This window comes from Brevundimonas sp. AVps31 (genome assembly GCF_058681355.1).
Genome location: NZ_CM178736.1, coordinates 3,239,963 through 3,254,800 on the forward strand (window position 1 = coordinate 3,239,963; position 14,838 = coordinate 3,254,800).

At 68.7% G+C, this 14,838-nt stretch carries 15 protein-coding genes; 6 read left to right on the top strand and 9 right to left on the bottom strand.

Annotation, left to right across the window (positions count from 1 at the left end; all coding sequences use genetic code 11):
- Positions 1-7 precede the first annotated feature (7 nt).
- Positions 8-1,006 carry a hypothetical protein gene (locus ACW174_RS15880; RefSeq protein WP_492015326.1) on the bottom strand — a complete coding sequence of 333 codons (999 nt, stop codon included), beginning with the start codon at positions 1,004-1,006 and terminating at the stop codon, positions 8-10.
- A complete protein-coding gene (locus ACW174_RS15885) occupies positions 1,003-1,713 on the bottom strand; it encodes an RlmE family RNA methyltransferase (protein WP_492015327.1) in 711 nt (236 codons plus the stop codon). Before ACW174_RS15885 ends, ACW174_RS15880 begins: the two co-directional genes overlap by 4 nt.
- 66 nt (positions 1,714-1,779) lie before the next feature.
- On the opposite strand from ACW174_RS15885, the gene ACW174_RS15890 reads away from it, so the two are divergent.
- Positions 1,780-2,241 carry a peptidylprolyl isomerase gene (locus tag ACW174_RS15890; RefSeq protein WP_492015328.1) on the top strand — a complete coding sequence of 154 codons (462 nt, stop codon included), beginning with the start codon at positions 1,780-1,782 and terminating at the stop codon, positions 2,239-2,241.
- A gap of 39 nt (positions 2,242-2,280) precedes the next feature.
- On the opposite strand, the gene rnd is transcribed toward ACW174_RS15890, so the two are convergent.
- Positions 2,281-3,429: a ribonuclease D gene (rnd, locus tag ACW174_RS15895; protein ID WP_492015329.1), complete on the bottom strand. Its 1,149-nt coding sequence runs from the start codon at positions 3,427-3,429 to the stop codon at positions 2,281-2,283.
- Between the two features lie 80 nt (positions 3,430-3,509).
- On the opposite strand from rnd, the gene purM reads away from it, so the two are divergent.
- Complete coding sequence (gene purM, locus ACW174_RS15900) at positions 3,510-4,547, top strand: phosphoribosylformylglycinamidine cyclo-ligase (protein WP_492015330.1); 1,038 nt, start codon at positions 3,510-3,512, stop codon at positions 4,545-4,547.
- A gap of 2 nt (positions 4,548-4,549) precedes the next feature.
- Here purM and ACW174_RS15905 read toward each other — a convergent pair whose 3' ends face one another.
- Complete coding sequence (locus tag ACW174_RS15905) at positions 4,550-5,014, bottom strand: hypothetical protein (protein ID WP_492015331.1); 465 nt, start codon at positions 5,012-5,014, stop codon at positions 4,550-4,552.
- 113 nt (positions 5,015-5,127) lie between these two features.
- Between ACW174_RS15905 and purN the strand changes: the two genes are divergently transcribed.
- A complete protein-coding gene (gene purN, locus ACW174_RS15910) occupies positions 5,128-5,730 on the top strand; it encodes a phosphoribosylglycinamide formyltransferase (RefSeq protein ID WP_492015332.1) in 603 nt (200 codons plus the stop codon).
- Between the two features lie 67 nt (positions 5,731-5,797).
- Here purN and ACW174_RS15915 read toward each other — a convergent pair whose 3' ends face one another.
- Together ACW174_RS15915 and ndk are read right to left on the bottom strand one after the other, a co-directional pair.
- Complete coding sequence (locus ACW174_RS15915) at positions 5,798-5,998, bottom strand: YMGG-like glycine zipper-containing protein (protein WP_492015333.1); 201 nt, start codon at positions 5,996-5,998, stop codon at positions 5,798-5,800.
- Between the two features lie 103 nt (positions 5,999-6,101).
- Positions 6,102-6,521: a nucleoside-diphosphate kinase gene (gene ndk / locus ACW174_RS15920; RefSeq protein WP_492015334.1), complete on the bottom strand. Its 420-nt coding sequence runs from the start codon at positions 6,519-6,521 to the stop codon at positions 6,102-6,104.
- A gap of 138 nt (positions 6,522-6,659) precedes the next feature.
- Between ndk and ACW174_RS15925 the strand changes: the two genes are divergently transcribed.
- Positions 6,660-8,546 carry an ABC-F family ATP-binding cassette domain-containing protein gene (locus ACW174_RS15925; RefSeq protein ID WP_492015335.1) on the top strand — a complete coding sequence of 629 codons (1,887 nt, stop codon included), beginning with the start codon at positions 6,660-6,662 and terminating at the stop codon, positions 8,544-8,546.
- Positions 8,543-8,782 (top strand): DUF2164 domain-containing protein, encoded by a 240-nt coding sequence (locus ACW174_RS15930; protein WP_492015336.1) that lies wholly within the window; start codon positions 8,543-8,545, stop codon positions 8,780-8,782. Before ACW174_RS15925 ends, ACW174_RS15930 begins: the two co-directional genes overlap by 4 nt.
- A gap of 135 nt (positions 8,783-8,917) precedes the next feature.
- Here ACW174_RS15930 and ACW174_RS15935 read toward each other — a convergent pair whose 3' ends face one another.
- The gene (locus ACW174_RS15935; RefSeq protein WP_492015337.1) at positions 8,918-9,613 is read right to left on the bottom strand and encodes an AIM24 family protein; all 696 of its coding nucleotides are present in this window, start codon (positions 9,611-9,613) and stop codon (positions 8,918-8,920) included.
- 87 nt (positions 9,614-9,700) lie between these two features.
- On the bottom strand, positions 9,701-11,302 hold the full coding sequence (locus tag ACW174_RS15940) for a cryptochrome/photolyase family protein (RefSeq protein WP_492015338.1): 1,602 nt from the start codon (positions 11,300-11,302) through the stop codon (positions 9,701-9,703).
- A gap of 97 nt (positions 11,303-11,399) precedes the next feature.
- On the opposite strand from ACW174_RS15940, the gene mutL reads away from it, so the two are divergent.
- Positions 11,400-13,253 carry a DNA mismatch repair endonuclease MutL gene (gene mutL, locus ACW174_RS15945; RefSeq protein WP_492015339.1) on the top strand — a complete coding sequence of 618 codons (1,854 nt, stop codon included), beginning with the start codon at positions 11,400-11,402 and terminating at the stop codon, positions 13,251-13,253.
- 17 nt (positions 13,254-13,270) lie between these two features.
- Here mutL and ACW174_RS15950 read toward each other — a convergent pair whose 3' ends face one another.
- Positions 13,271-14,719: a CehA/McbA family metallohydrolase domain-containing protein gene (locus ACW174_RS15950; protein WP_492015340.1), complete on the bottom strand. Its 1,449-nt coding sequence runs from the start codon at positions 14,717-14,719 to the stop codon at positions 13,271-13,273.
- Between the last annotated feature and the right edge of the window lie 119 nt (positions 14,720-14,838).

Here is a 14,838-nt window from a genome sequence, read left to right on the forward strand (position 1 = left end):
CTGACCGTCAGGGACGCGGGTTGCCGTAGGCCGTGCATCCCGGACGGTCGCCGTCCGGCCGGTTCTGCTCATCGCGGCACAGCAGGGGCGCAAGGCCCGTCTGTCCGGACTCGCGCCGGACCTTCCAGACGACGCGATCCCCGCGAACGCCCAGCAGGCCGATGTCGGCGACAGTGTCCGTTCCGTTGCCCAACTTGACCGCGATGACGGCGAAGGTCGGGTCGGCGGCGTCGCGATACACCCGCACGCCCCGACGTCGCCTCACGACGGCCTCCACCCCACCCGCCAGCAACGATCCCGGCTCGAGCGAGTCCAGCAGCGCCCCGCCCTCCCGGTCCGCCCGGGTTTCTTCAGCTCTCTGGAAGGGCACGAAAGGCAGGACGGTCAGACCGACCATGCCCCAGATGATATCCATCCCGATGTCGCGCTGGCCCGCGCCACGATCCGGCAGTTGCAGACACAGGCTGGTCACGGACAGGTCGGCGGGGGCCGTCGGCAGGCGCTCCAGCACGCCCGCCCCGTCCGAAAGCGGCAGACGGCCCGCTGCGACCGTCATCGGCGACGGCGGCTGCGGCCCCAGAACCCCGGCTTCGATGGAGGCCCGCGTCGCGGGCGCCGCGCTTCCGGGCCGACGCGGCGTCGGCGTCTCCGGGCGCACGTCGGTCAGTCGACCGTTCTCGAACACGAACCAGCCGCGACTACGGCGCATCAGCTCGGCCCGGGGATTGGCGTCCGGCTCCCCCGCCAGCGGGACTTCGGGAAAGCCGGTCACACAGGCTCCGCCCTCGGGCCAGGCCCGGTGAAACCGTTGCGCGGGATACAGATCCAGGGTGCCTCCGCCGTCGACGATCCGGATGGCGTCGGACGGACCGACATCTCCAGGCGCGCCCGTCCGCTCAGCGACCTCGGCCGGGGTCGCGCCGATCAGTTCGGCCACCGGCACGCGGACAGGCGGCAGGCCCGTGACCTGAAAGACGCCGGCCATGACCAGCGCCGTCAAACTCATCGCTTGTTCAGCGCCACCAGAAACACCTCGGCGCTGTCTTTCCGGCTGGAGGCCGGCTTGACGTATTTCACCGTCTCGAACTCCTCGCGCAGCCGCGCCAGAACGCCCCCGGCGTCGCCGCCCTGGAAATTCTTCGACACGAACGATCCGCCGGGGCGCAGGGTGCGAATGGCGAAGTCGGCGGCGATCTCGATCAGGGCGATGATCTTCAGGTGGTCCGTCTGCCGGTGTCCGACCGTGTTGTGCGCCATGTCGGACAGCACCAGATCGGGCGCACCGCCCAGCAGGTCCATCATCTGTTGATCGACGCCCGGATGGGTGAAGTCAGCCTGGATCATCGTGGCGCCGGGCACCGGCTCGACCGGCAGCAGGTCGACGCCGATCACCGAGGTGGCCCCGCGCTTGACCGCCACCTGCGCCCAGCCGCCCGGGGCCGCGCCCAGGTCGATCACCCGGCTGCCGTGCTTGATCAAACGGAAGCGGTCGTCGATTTCCAGCAGTTTGAAGGCCGCCCGGCTGCGCCAGCCCTCGGCCCGCGCCTTCTCGGACCATTTGTCGGACAGCTGGCGCTTGATCCATTGCTGGCTGGACATCGACTTGGTGTCCGCCGTCTTCATTTTTGTGCCCATGCCACGGCCGGCGGCGGTCCCGCCCGTGGGCGGTTTCACCATTCTGCGGCGTTCGGCGGGCTTTTCGTCGTCACTCATGACACCCACATAGCCGCGACAGCGTTTGCGGGCTATGACCCCGCGACATTTCAAAGGAGCGCCCCGATGGCCGAAACCCTCACCCTTACCCTCGATAACGGAAGCGCCCCCGGCGGCGACGTCGTGATCAAGCTGCGCCCGGACCTGGCGCCGGGCCACGTCGCCCGCATCACCGAGCTGGCCTCGGAAGGCTTCTACGACGACGTGGTCTTCCACCGCGTCATCGCCGGCTTCATGGCCCAGGGCGGCGATCCCACCGGCACGGGGACCTCGGGCTCCAAGAAGCCGAACCTGAAGCAGGAGTTCTCGAAAGAGCGCCACGCCCGCGGCGTCTGCTCCATGGCCCGCACCTCGGATCCCAACAGCGCCAACAGCCAGTTCTTCATCTGCCTGGACGACGCCTCCTTCCTCGACGGCCAGTACACCGTCTGGGGTGAAGTGATCGAAGGCATGGAGTTCGTCGACGCCCTGCCCAAGGGCGAACCGCCCCGCAACCCGGGCAAGATCGCCAAGGCCACGGTGGCCTGACCAAACAAAAGGGCCGCTCGAAAGAGCGGCCCTTTTTTTCTATTCGATCTCCACGACCTCGACCCGCGGCCCGTTCAGGACCAGGGCGATCTCGCCGCGCTTCAGCTTCAGCGCGTCCTCGCCGAACAGCTGACGGCGCCAGCCCTTAAGGGCGTCCACGTCGGCGTCGTCGCTCAGCGCGATCTTCTCCAGATCGGACACATTGGCGATCAGCTTGGTGGCCACGCCCGCATTGTCGCTCTTGGCCTTCAGCAGCACCTTCAGCAGTTCGACCACCGACGGCGGGGCCGGCTGGTTGTGCGCCGGGCGTTCCAGCTTGGGCGCGTGCGCCTCCGGATCGGCCATGACCCGCTTCAGCTCGGCGATCAGCTCCAGACCCAGCCGCGAGGCGCCGAAGCCCTTGGGCACCGAGCGCAGGCGGTTGAAGGCGTCCGGGTCGGTCGGGGCCTGGGCCGCGATCTCGTCGATGGCCTCATCCTTCAGGATGCGGCCGCGCGGCTGGTCGCGTTCCTGCGCCGCCCGCTCGCGCCACACGGCGGTCGCCACGAACGGGGCCAGATATTTGGCCGAGAACTTCTTCGGCTTTAGGCGCTTCCACGCCTTTTCCGGATCGGTGTTGTACAGCTCGGGATCGGTCAGATCGCCCATCTCGGCCATCACCCAGTCCAGCCGATCGTCCTTTTGCAGGCGATCGCGCAGCTTGGGGTACAGGGCCGCGAGGTGGGTCACGTCGCCCAGGGCATAGACCAGCTGGGCCTCGCTCAGCGGACGGCGCGCCCAGTCGGTGAAGCGGCTGCCCTTGTCGACTTCCTGCCGGATCATCTGACGGACCAGCGCCTCGTACGAGACCTGATCGCCGAATCCGGCGGCCATGGCGGCCACCTGGGTGTCGAACATCGGTCGGGGCATGGCCCCCAGCTTCACGAAGATCTCCACGTCCTGCCGGGCGGCGTGGAAAACCTTGAGAATCGATTCGTCCCGCATCAGGGCCAGGAAGGGCTCGAGATCGAGCCCCTCGGCCAGCGGATCGATGATGGCGGCATGGGTCGGCGAAGCGGCCTGGATCAGGCACAGCTTGGGCCAGTACGTCGTCTCCCGCATGAATTCGGTGTCGACGGTGATGAACGGTTCGTTGGCCAGCTGTGCGCAGAACTCGCGCAGCGCCTCGGTGGTGGTGATCGGCGTCATTCGGATGCTATAGCCCCCCGCGCGCCCGTTGTGGCAAGAGCCGCGACACAATTCCGCCCACTGATTCAGGCCCGTGACCGATGAGCGACACCCCCGACAGCCTCAAGACCGGCCTGACCTATGCCGATGCGGGGGTCGATATCGACGCCGGCGAGATGCTGGTCCAGCATATCAAGCCGCTGGCGAAGTCGACGGCCCGCCCCGGGTCCGAGCCCTCGCTGGGCGGCTTCGGGGCCCTGTTCGACCTCAAGGCGGCCGGGTTCGAAGACCCCCTGATCGTCGCCACCACCGACGGCGTCGGCACCAAGCTGAAGATCGCCATCGAGACGGGTCGTCATGACGGCGTCGGCGTCGACCTGGTCGCCATGTGCGTCAACGACCTGCTGGCCCAGGGCGCCGAGCCCCTGCTGTTCCTCGACTACTACGCCACCGGCAAGCTGGAGATCGACGCGGCCCGTCGCGTCGTCGCCGGCATCGCCGAGGGCTGCCGCCAGGCCGGCTGCGCCCTCGTGGGCGGCGAGACCGCGGAAATGCCCGGCATGTATTCGGGCGGCGACTACGATCTGGCCGGCTTCTCGCTCGGCGCCGTCGAACGCGGGCAGGCCCTGCCTTATCTGGACCGCCAGCAGGCGGGCGACGTCATCATCGGCATCGGCTCGTCGGGTCCGCACTCCAACGGCTATTCCCTGATCCGCAAGGTGGTCGAGAAGTCCGGCCTCGGCTGGGGCGACGACGCCCCCTTCGCCAGGGACCGCTCGCTGGCCCAGGCCCTGATGGAGCCGACCCGCATCTATGTGAAGCCGGTCCTGCCGCTGATGAAGGCCGGTCTGGTCAAGGGCGCGGCCCACATCACGGGCGGCGGCCTGATCGAGAATCCGCCGCGCTGCATCGCCGACGGCCTGCAGGCCAGCTTCGACTGGGACGCCTGGCCGATGCCGCACGTCTTCCAGTGGCTGGGCGAGGTGGGCGGGATCTCGGATCACGAGCTGCGCCGCACCTTCAACTGCGGCGTCGGCTTCATCCTGATCGTCAGCCCGGAGAATGCCGAGGCCGTGCTGGCCGCGCTTCTGAACGTCGGCGAGGTCGCCTTCGTCTGCGGCCAGCTGGAAGCGGCCTGAGCCTATTGATCGAGGCTGGAATAGGTGACGCGCACCATGGTGGCGCGTCCCTCGTTCTGGCGGATCGACACCGTCACGCCCTGACGGGTCCAGATCGGGCGATCCGCAGGCATCGCGGGGTCCAGCACGAAGCCGGCCTGCTCCAGCGGCCGGCGGACCGCGCCCTTCACAGCGTCCAGACCCGCGCTGCGCGCCTGCAACAGACACACCCGCGCCACCTCCCCGTCGTCCTCGGCGCCGTCATCGGCGACCAGACGCAGTTGATAGCGTTGACGCTCGTCCGGGCTGACCAGCTCCGTCACCGGCCCCTCCTGGCTCGCCACGACGAAACCGAGCGCGTCCAGCGCCGTGCGATCGGTCTCGCCGTTCACGAACGGCAGGCAGACATCGATCACGACATTGCGGCTCAGTTCATCCGACTGCGGCGGCGAAGCGATAAGGGCGGCGGCGAAAACGGCGGCAAGCATCTGGATATCCCTGAACTGAGGCCGCCACTCTTTCCGAGCCGACGCCTCGGCGCAAGCGTTGACCGGCAGCCGGCGGGGCGTCAAAGGTCCGCCCTCTCCCCGAGGCTTCGCCCATGACCGCATCCCCGTCCCGGCGCATACGCGTCGCCGTCCTGATCTCCGGCGCCGGGTCCAACATGGCCGCCCTGATCGATGCGGCGAAGAGCCCGACGTCCGCCTTCGAGATCGCGCTGGTGGTGTCGAATCGCCCGATGGCCGGGGGGCTGGCCATCGCCGCCGCCAACGGCGTCCCGACCGCCGTCGTCAATCACCGTCTCTATGGCGAGGACCGCGAAGCCCACGAAAAGGCCATCGACGCCCTGCTGATGCAGCACAGCGTCGATGTGGTGGCGCTGGCCGGCTATATGCGCCTGCTGACGCCCTGGCTGGCGCGGCTCTGGGCGGCGCGGATGATCAACATCCATCCCAGCCTGCTGCCGAAATATCCGGGCCTCCACACCCACGCCCGCGCCATCGAAGCCGGCGACGCCGAGGCCGGCTGCACCGTCCATCTGGTGACCGAGGGCGTCGACGAAGGCCCCGTACTGGATCAGGAGGCCGTGCCCATCCTGCCGATGGACACCCCCGAAAGCCTGTCCCAGCGGGTTCTGGTGGCGGAGCACAAGCTCTACCCCCGCGCCCTCACCGCCTTCTGTCGCGCGCTGCAACAGGCCTGAGCCGGGCCCGGACATGAAAACGGCCCCTGTGATCGCTCACAGGGGCCGTTCGCTTTTTCGCTGTGATTTAGCGCGGGGTGGTGGCCGCACCGGCGACGGCGCCGATCGCGGCGCCCGCGACCGTCGCGCCGGTGTTGCCGCCGATGGCCTGGCCGGCGACCGCGCCGCCGATGGCGCCGGTGGCCGTGCGCTGTTCCATCGTCGTGCCGCAGGCGGCCAGCATGGCGACGACGGCGATGGCGGGGGTCAGCTTCAGAATCGTTTTCATCACAATTTCCTTGGGGAGGGAGATGCGGTGAAAACGGAAACGGCCCGCGTCCGGTTCCGGACACGGGCCGTTTAAACGGTCACGCCTGTAAGGCTGTGTCGTTTTAGCCGACGATCTGGTCGTCGGTGAAGAACTGCGCGATTTCGAGCGCGGCGTTCTCCTGGCTGTCCGAGCCGTGGACCGAGTTTTCACCGATCGACAGGGCGAACTGCTTGCGGATCGTGCCGTCGGCGGCCTGTTCCGGGTTGGTCGCGCCCATGACTTCACGGTAGGCGGCGACGGCGTTCGGGCCTTCCAGCACCTGAACGACGACCGGCTCGGCGGTCATCTGCTCGACCAGTTCGCCGTAGAACGGGCGCTCGGCGTGGACTTCGTAGAATTTCTTGGCTTGATCGGTCGACAGCTTGACGCGGCGTTGGGCCACGATGCGCAGGCCGGCGCCCTCGATCACGGCGTTGATCGCGCCGGTCAGGTTGCGGCGCGTGGCGTCCGGCTTGATGATCGAGAAGGTGCGTTCGGTCATGGGATGACTTCTGGTTTGGGAGATTGGAGGTCGCGGGCTTATAGACGCGCCCTCCCCGCTTTCCAACCGCCTCACAATTTTGCCTCTATCGCCCGCCAACCGGCGGCACGCTGCATTAGGGGCAGTCCGGACTCTTCGATGCTTCAGATCACCGACCTGACCTTCAACGCCTGGGGACGCAAATTCCTCGAGGACGCCTCCGTCAGCCTGCCGCCGGGCGCCAAGGTCGGCCTTGTGGGCCGCAACGGCATCGGCAAGTCGACGCTGTTCAAGCTGATCCTCGGCGAACTGGCCGCGGGCGGGGATGAGATCAGCCTGCCCAAGACCGCGCGCGTCGCTTCGGTCGATCAGGAACACCCGGCCACGCCCGTCAGCGTGCTGGAGACCATCCTCGAGGCAGACACCGAACGGCACGACCTCCTGACCCGGCTGGAGACGGCCGAGCCCGAGGAGATGGGCGAGATCTGGACCCGCCTGATCGAGATCGACGCCGACGCCGCCCCCGCGCGCGCCGCCGAAATCCTCGTCGGCCTGGGCTTCAGCCAGGAGAATCAGCAGCGCCCGATGTCGGAATATTCGGGCGGCTGGCGGATGCGCGTGGCGCTCGCCGCGGCCCTGTTCGCCGAGCCGGACATGCTGCTGCTCGACGAACCGACCAACTATCTCGATCTGGAAGGCGCCCTGTGGCTTGAGGCCCGCCTCAAGAAATACCCGCACACCGCCCTGATCATCTCTCACGACCGCGAGATGCTGAACGAGGTCTGCACACACATCCTGCACCTCGCGAACCACAATCTGACGCTCTACACGGGCAACTACGACGCCTTCGAAAAGGCCCGCGCCGAAAAGGCCCGGCTGCAGCTGTCGGCCAAGGCCAAGCAGGACGCCGAACGCGCCCACCTTCAGTCCTTCGTGGATCGCTTCAAGGCCAAGGCCTCCAAGGCCGCCCAGGCCCAGTCGCGCATGAAGCGGCTGGAGAAGATGCAGCCGGTGGCGACCACCATCGAGGAAAGGGTCGCCCCCTTCATCCTGCCGTCGCCGCCGCGTCCCTTGGCCCCGCCGCTGATCCGGCTGGAGCGCGCCAACGTCGGCTACGACACCGGCAAGCCCATCCTGCGCAATCTCAACCTGCGCATGGACCTGGACGATCGTATCGGCCTGCTGGGCGTCAACGGCGCGGGCAAGTCGACCTTCGCCAAGATGATCGCCGGGGCGCTGAACGTGTCCGAAGGCGAACTGCACCGCGACCGCAAGATGCGCGTGGGCTGGTTCCACCAGCACCAGATCGAGGCCATGGACCCGACGGACACGCCGCTGGAAATCGTCCGCCGCGCCATGCCCGACGCCGCCGAGAGCGCCCGTCGCTCCAAGCTGGCCCAGTGGGGCCTCGGCTACGAGAAGCAGGAGACCACCGTCGCCTCCCTGTCCGGCGGCGAGCGCGCGCGCCTGCTGCTCAATCAGGTGGCCATGGATGCGCCGCACATCCTGATCCTCGACGAACCGACCAACCACCTCGACATCGACAGCCGCCGCGCCCTGCTGGATGCGCTGAACGACTATTCCGGCGCCGTCATCCTGATCACCCACGACCGTTCGCTGATGGAGATGGTCGCCGATCGCCTGTGGCTGGCCGCCGACGGCACGGTGAAACCCTATGAAGGGGACATGGACGACTACGCCAAATTCGTCCTCGACCGCGCCAAGGCCGCCGTCTCCAAACCCAGCCAGATCAAGGAAGAGGTCAAGGCCGTCACCCCTGAGCCCGGCAAGGGCAAGAAGAACGAGAAGCGCTCCGGCCCCTCGCCCTCGACCCTACGCCATGCGGTGAAGAAGGCCGAGGAGCGGATGGCCCAGCTGACCGCCGAGATCGCCCGCATCGACGACGACATGGCCAACGCCTCGATCAGCAATCCCAAGGCGCTGGAAGGCCTGACCCGCGCCCGCGCCAAGACCCAGACCGACCTCGACGCCGCCGAAGCCGCCTGGATCGAGGCCGAGGAGACCTTGGCCGAGGCCACCGCATGACCCCGATCCGCTTCAGCCGCGAGGAACTGACCGCCATCGCCGCCAAGCTGCGCCCCTATTTCAGGGACGAGTTCGACGTCGACCTGCGCGACCTCCCGGCCGAGATGCTGGTCGACTTCCTCGCCCGCGAGATCGGCCCCTTCTTCTACAACCGCGCCCTCTATGACGCCCAGGCGGTGGTCGCGAAGAAGGCCGAGGACATCGCCGAGGCCATCGCGGGCCTCGAGCGCAGCTGAATTCCTCTCCCTCCCCTCGTGGGGAGGGCGGCCGAGCGAAGCGAGGCGGGTGAGGAGCGGCCGCACCGTCCCCCAGCCTGTCGTCGTCGGCGCGCCGACATCCCTCCCCACAAGGGGAGGGAGAAGCGACGGCCCCTACTTCTCGGCCTGCATGTAGGTCTCTTCATACGGCTGGACCACGACCCAGCCCTCGCCGGCGAACTTCATCTGGATGCTTTCGCCGGAGCCGCGGCCCACCAGCGTCTTCAGCGAGATGTCCGTGGCGATCTCGGGCGACAGATTGCCCGACCAGGCCACCGTCGCGTTCGGATCGGTGAACACCGGGCCCGTGGCGGCGCTGACCTTGAGGATCAGCGGATCATAGTGGGAGGTGATGGCCACGATGCCGCTCCCGCTCAGCTTCACATTGAACAGGCCGCCCGACATCATGCCGGCGACGCGCTTCATCATCGTGATCTTGTTTTCGATGCCGGTCTCCAGCGCCAGCACGTCGTTGCCGTTGACGAAGATGGTCTCCCGGTCGAGCCGCAGCAGGGTGATCTTCTTGCCCTCATCGGCCAGATAGACGCGCCCCTGCCCCTCCATCTTCATCAGCACCATACCCTCGCCGCTGACGGCCTTCTTCAGCAGGTTGCCCAGCCCCTGCTCCATCAGGCCCTGACGGGTAAATTTCACCTGCCCGGTCCGCGCCACCATGGCGCCCGACTTGGCCCAGACCGACCCGTTCAGCCGCACCTCGAGCAGATACTGGTTCTCCAGTTCGAAGGCTTCGGCGCTGACGTCCTTCTCCCTGTAGGCGGCGACGAACTCGGCGACGGTCTTGATGGGCATGGGGACCTCAAAGCGGATTTACAGGAACGGGGACGCTGATCGGATATCGCGACCGGCGCAACCCCGCGTCGGAGGCCGTCACGCCGATCAGGCCGGCTCGCCCCTGCCGTCCTGCCCGTCGTCCTCCGCCAGCGGCGTGGCGCCCAGGGCCAGCCGGGTCGCCTCGGCCTCGGCCAGCAGGGCCGCCCGTCTCGCCTCGCCGAACCCGTCCAGCGTCCGATAGGGCATGGCCAGCCGGACATTCCCCCGCAGCCGCCCCCGGTTGCGCTCCAGAAAGCCCCAGTACAGCCGGTTGAACGGACAGGCGCCGTCGCCGCTCTTGCCCTTCACGTCATAGCGGCAGCCCCCGCAGTAGTCGCTCATCCGGTTGATGTAGGCGCCGGACGCCGCATAGGGCTTCGAGCCGACGATGCCGCCGTCGGCGAAGGTCGCCATGCCCCGGGTATTGGGCATCTCCACCCACTCGTAGGCGTCGGCGTAGACGGTCATGTACCAGTCATCGACGGCGTCCGGATGCACGCCCAGCATCATGGCCAGATTGCCCGTCACCATCAGCCGCTGGATGTGATGCGCATAGGCGTTGGTCCGGCTGGTCGCGACCACGTCCGCCACGCAGGCCATGTCCGTCTCGCCCGACCAGAAGAACCACGGCAGGGCGCGGTCGGCGTCGAGGAAGTTGCGCTTCCCGTACTCCGGCGCCTTCAGCCAGTAGACGCCGCGCACGAACTCCCGCCACCCGAGGATCTGACGGATGAAGCCCTCGACCGCATTCAGCGGCGCGCCCCCGGCCGCGTAAACCGCCTCGGCCCGGCGGCAGACCTCCAGCGGATCCAGCAGGCCCAGGTTGATCGCGGTCGAGATCAGGCCGTGCCACATCCACGGCTGCCCTTCCGCCATGGCGTCCTGCCAGTCCCCGAACCCCGGCAGGATGCGGGTCAGGAAATCCTCCAGCACGGCCTCGGCGTCCGCGACCATGACGGGCCAGCCGAAGCCCTCCAGATCACCGAAATGATCGGGAAACAGCCGCGCGACGTCGGCCATGGCCTCGCGGGTCAGGGCCGACGGCGGCGTGCGCAGCCGGTCGGGCGGACGCACCCCCTTGGCCAGCTTGCGTCGGTTCTCCGTGTCATAGTTCCAGCGCCCGCCCTCGGGCTCGGTCCCGTCCATCAGCAGGCCGGTCTCGCGCCGCATCTCGCGATAAAAGAACTCCATCCGCAGTTCGCGCTTGTCCGCCGCCCAGCGTCGGAACCGCGCGTGCGAGCAGATGAAGCGCCGGTCCTCGCGGATCTCCACCGGCACGGGAGCCGTGTCCGCGAAGGCCCGCAGCGCCTCGGCCAGCCGGACTTCGCCGCATTCGGTGATGACCACCCGCTCGAAGGCCCGCTCCTCCACGACGCGCAGCAGTTCGCCGACGATCGAATGCCTGTTGTCCGGCGAGTCGATCCGGACATAGCGGACCGTCACCCCGCGCGCCTCCAGCCGCGACGCATGCGCCCGCATGGCGGCGAAGGTCAGGGCGATCTTCTGCTTGTGGTGGCGGACGTAGGTGGCCTCGTCCCGGACCTCCGCCATCAGGACCACGTCGCGCCCGGCGTCCAGATCCGTCAGCCCCGCCAGCCCGTCGGACAGCTGGTCGCCCAGCACCAGCCTCAGGGTCGCGCCGCCGCGCATCGTCGGATCGGGGTCCATCTTCGCCATCCTGCGTCTGTAGGCAGGGCGTGCGGTTTTCGCCATCGCAAGCGCCGCCCTTCTTCCCATCCCCGGATCACGCCATACTTGCGAATCCATGCCCATCCGCCGCCTCCCCCCCGAAACCGTCAACCGCATCGCCGCCGGCGAGGTGGTCGAACGCCCGGCCAGCGCCATCAAGGAGCTGGTCGAGAACGCGCTCGACGCCGGCGCGACCCGGGTCGAGATCCAGGCGGACGGCGGCGGCCTGTCGCGCATCCTTATCGCCGACGACGGGCACGGCATGGCCGCGGACCAGCTGGCCCTCTGCGTCGAACGTCACGCCACCTCCAAGCTGGAGCCGGACGACGCCGGCGACGTCGACCTGCTGCGCATCCACACCCTCGGCTTCCGTGGCGAGGCCCTGCCCTCGATCGGCTCGGTCGCCCGCCTGACCATCACCTCCCGTCCGAAAGACGGCGGCGACGCCCATCAGATCACCGTCGAGGGCGGCGACCAGAAGCCCGTCGCCCCCGCCGGCTTCCCCGGCCCCCACGGCGCCCGGGTCGAGGTCCGCGACCTCTTCTACGCCACCCCCGCCCGCCTGAAATTCATGAAGTCCGAACGCTCGGAGGCCATGGCCATCTCGGAGGAGATCAAGCGTCAGGCCATGGCGCATGAGGATGTGGCCTTCACCCTCGACCTCGACGGCAAGACGACCCTGCGCCTCCCCGCCGAACACCCGGGCGACCACGGCCGGCTGAAGCGGCTCGCCGCGCTTCTGGGCCGCGATTTCGAGGCCAACGCCCTGCTGATCGATCAGGAGCGGGACAATGTCCGCCTGTCCGGCTACGCGGGCCTGCCCACCTACAGCCGGGGCAACGCCGCCCACCAGTATCTGTTCGTCAACGGCCGTCCGGTGAAGGACCGCCTGCTTCAAGGGGCTTTGCGCGGCGCCTATGCCGACTTCCTGGCCCGCGACCGTCACCCGGCCGCCGTCCTCTTCCTCGACATCGATCCGCTCTATGTCGACGTCAACGTCCACCCCGCCAAGGCCGAGGTCCGCTTCCGCGATCCGGCCCTGGTGCGCGGCCTGATCGTCGGCGCCCTGAGGCACGCCTTGGCCGCCGCCGGCCACCGCGCCTCCACCACGGTCGCCGCCGACGCCCTCAGCGGCTTCCGCGCGCACGAGGGCGTCTCCGCCCCCGCCTACAGCCCCTCGTCGCCGTCGGCGCAGGGCTGGTCCGGCTGGCGGCAATGGGCCGCCCCGGCGTCCCATACCGCCCAGATCATCCCCGGCCTCAACGACCGCTCCGCCCGCGTCGAGCCGGAGTTCGTGGCGCCCGAGTTCGGCACTCACCAATCACCAATCACCAGTCACTCCGACCTCGACCTCCCCCTCGGCGCCGCCCGCGCCCAGCTGCACGGCACCTATATCGTGGCCCAGACTCGCGACGGCCTCGTCGTGGTCGACCAGCACGCCGCCCACGAACGCCTCGTCTATGAGCGGATGAAGAGCCAGATGGCCGAGGGCGCCGTCACCCGTCAGGCCCTGCTGACGCCCGAGGTGGTCGAACTCGATCCCTCGGAAGCCGACCGCGTCGCCTCCCGCGCCGACGAACTGGCCGAGCTGGGTCTGATCGTCGAAGCCTTCGGCGCCGGCGCCGTCCTCGTCCGCGAAACCCCGGCCCTGCTGGGCGACACCGACGTCCAGGGCCTGATCCGCGACATAGCCGACGACCTCGCCGAACACGGCGCCGCCCTTTCGCTCAAGGAGCGGATGGCCGAGGTCTGCGGCACCATGGCCTGCCACGGCAGCGTCCGCGCGGGCCGCGTCCTCTCCGCCCCCGAGATGAACGCCCTCCTCCGCCAGATGGAAGCCACTCCCCACTCCGGCCAGTGCAACCACGGGCGGCCCACCTATGTGGAGCTGAAGCTGGGCGATCTGGAAAAGCTTTTCGGACGGCGGTGATCGGCGTCCACACCGGTTCAGGGCGCGGCCGGCGCCCGCTCCAGAAACACCGGATTGCTGTAGAACCAGAGGTCGGACCACGGATCCTCGCCCGGCGCGTCGACCGCGGGCTCCAGCTCGGCCCCGTTCGTGCCCCGGACCCGCAGGTATCGCGCCTGCGCCGACGCCGGAAGGCGATAGGTCATCGTCAGCACCTCCCCCTCAGCCGTCCAGTCGGCGGCCGTGAAACTGTGCGCGACGCGGGTGGTCGGGTTGGCGTCGGCGTCACGGTCTGACCCGGCGGACGAGACATCCCCCACGATCAGGTCGATCCGGGCCACGGCGGGCGCGCGGCCGCCGGCGTTGGCCCTCGCCGGATCGCGCACCCGGATGGAAACCAGAACCGCCTCGTCCTCGGCCACGATCAGGGCTTCACCGGCCCCGACCCGCCGCGCCCCGACGGAGGCGACGACATCCAGCTCCGAAATCAGATCGCCCGTCGCGACGAAGACCCGGCCCTCACGCAGGCCGTCGAGAACGTCCTCCGCCTCGGGCCGGGCCATGACGAAGGTCTTGGCGTATTCGCCCGGCCAGAAGTCATCGCCGCCCTCGCTGATGTTGGTGTGCGAGTCCGACGTGGCCGTGATCCACCAGCGCCGGCCCTCGCCCAGCAGACTGTCCCAGACGCCGCCCCGTCGCGCGGTCATCTGGTCGAACCCGCCGAGGGTCGGGAAGCGGCGATAGATGCCGCGCGATCCGGCGGGATCGGGCCGGCCGTCGGCGAACAGTCCATCCGCCTGGTGGCCGGGCGCGCCCTCCATGCCGATGACCACGCGCGGCGTGACCTCGCTCCAGTCGCGCAGCTGATGCGGGCGCACCTCGCCGTACTCGCCCAGGCCTGTCGCCGAACGGGAGGGATGGTTGGTGACCATCACCGGGCGCAGCGACATCGTCGCCATGTCGCGCAGGGCCTCCAGCATGAAGGCCTCCGTGTCCCGCGCGGGATCCGCCGGCCAGGGTTCGCGCCGGCCGTACCGGCTTTCGATGTGCAGCAGGTCCTCCCGTTCGTGCGACGAGGGCGGGATGATCAGGCTGGAGTGCTCCGCGCCGGGGGTGTCGAACTCCATGCCGTAGAACAGGATCAGGTCCGGGACCCGGGCCCGCGCCTTCAGGACCTCCGGATACGCCTGCTCGGCGTTCAGGCGGGCGTGCAGGGGCCCGCCGTGATCGGTGGACACCATCCACGACAGGCCGAAGCGCCGCGCGGCTTCCGCGTTCTGGAGGATGGTGTGGTCACCGTCGCCGCCCAGTTCGGGCACGGGCGGGCGGTCCGGCGCGTCGGCGGGCGTGTAGCGGGCGCTGAACCGGCTGTGGACATGGTGGTCCCCCGGCAACCAGCGACGGCCGTCATTCGCGGCCGGATCGGCGCCGAAAGCGGGAAGGCCGGCGGCGAGCACGAGCGCCACGCTCAGGGCGACGGATGACATCGAAACAATCCCTACTATTATTCCGTACCCTGAATACAGATCAATGCGACGTGCGCGCGGCGGTTTTTCGAATTGATCGACGCAGTTCAAAGACCGTTTTATGTATCGTGTGAATTTTT

Bases quoted from the DNA above. Each gene is read 5' to 3' on its own strand.
- ACW174_RS15880 (WP_492015326.1), bottom strand. From the start codon at position 1,006: ATGAGTTTGACGGCGCTGGTCATGGCCGGCGTCTTTCAGGTCACGGGC.
- ACW174_RS15885 (WP_492015327.1), bottom strand. From the start codon at position 1,713: ATGAGTGACGACGAAAAGCCCGCCGAACGCCGCAGAATGGTGAAACCG.
- ACW174_RS15890 (WP_492015328.1), top strand. From the start codon at position 1,780: ATGGCCGAAACCCTCACCCTTACCCTCGATAACGGAAGCGCCCCCGGC.
- rnd (WP_492015329.1), bottom strand. From the start codon at position 3,429: ATGACGCCGATCACCACCACCGAGGCGCTGCGCGAGTTCTGCGCACAG.
- purM (WP_492015330.1), top strand. From the start codon at position 3,510: ATGAGCGACACCCCCGACAGCCTCAAGACCGGCCTGACCTATGCCGAT.
- ACW174_RS15905 (WP_492015331.1), bottom strand. From the start codon at position 5,014: ATGCTTGCCGCCGTTTTCGCCGCCGCCCTTATCGCTTCGCCGCCGCAG.
- purN (WP_492015332.1), top strand. From the start codon at position 5,128: ATGACCGCATCCCCGTCCCGGCGCATACGCGTCGCCGTCCTGATCTCC.
- ACW174_RS15915 (WP_492015333.1), bottom strand. From the start codon at position 5,998: ATGAAAACGATTCTGAAGCTGACCCCCGCCATCGCCGTCGTCGCCATG.
- ndk (WP_492015334.1), bottom strand. From the start codon at position 6,521: ATGACCGAACGCACCTTCTCGATCATCAAGCCGGACGCCACGCGCCGC.
- ACW174_RS15925 (WP_492015335.1), top strand. From the start codon at position 6,660: ATGCTTCAGATCACCGACCTGACCTTCAACGCCTGGGGACGCAAATTC.
- ACW174_RS15930 (WP_492015336.1), top strand. From the start codon at position 8,543: ATGACCCCGATCCGCTTCAGCCGCGAGGAACTGACCGCCATCGCCGCC.
- ACW174_RS15935 (WP_492015337.1), bottom strand. From the start codon at position 9,613: ATGCCCATCAAGACCGTCGCCGAGTTCGTCGCCGCCTACAGGGAGAAG.
- ACW174_RS15940 (WP_492015338.1), bottom strand. From the start codon at position 11,302: ATGGACCCCGATCCGACGATGCGCGGCGGCGCGACCCTGAGGCTGGTG.
- mutL (WP_492015339.1), top strand. From the start codon at position 11,400: ATGCCCATCCGCCGCCTCCCCCCCGAAACCGTCAACCGCATCGCCGCC.
- ACW174_RS15950 (WP_492015340.1), bottom strand. From the start codon at position 14,719: ATGTCATCCGTCGCCCTGAGCGTGGCGCTCGTGCTCGCCGCCGGCCTT.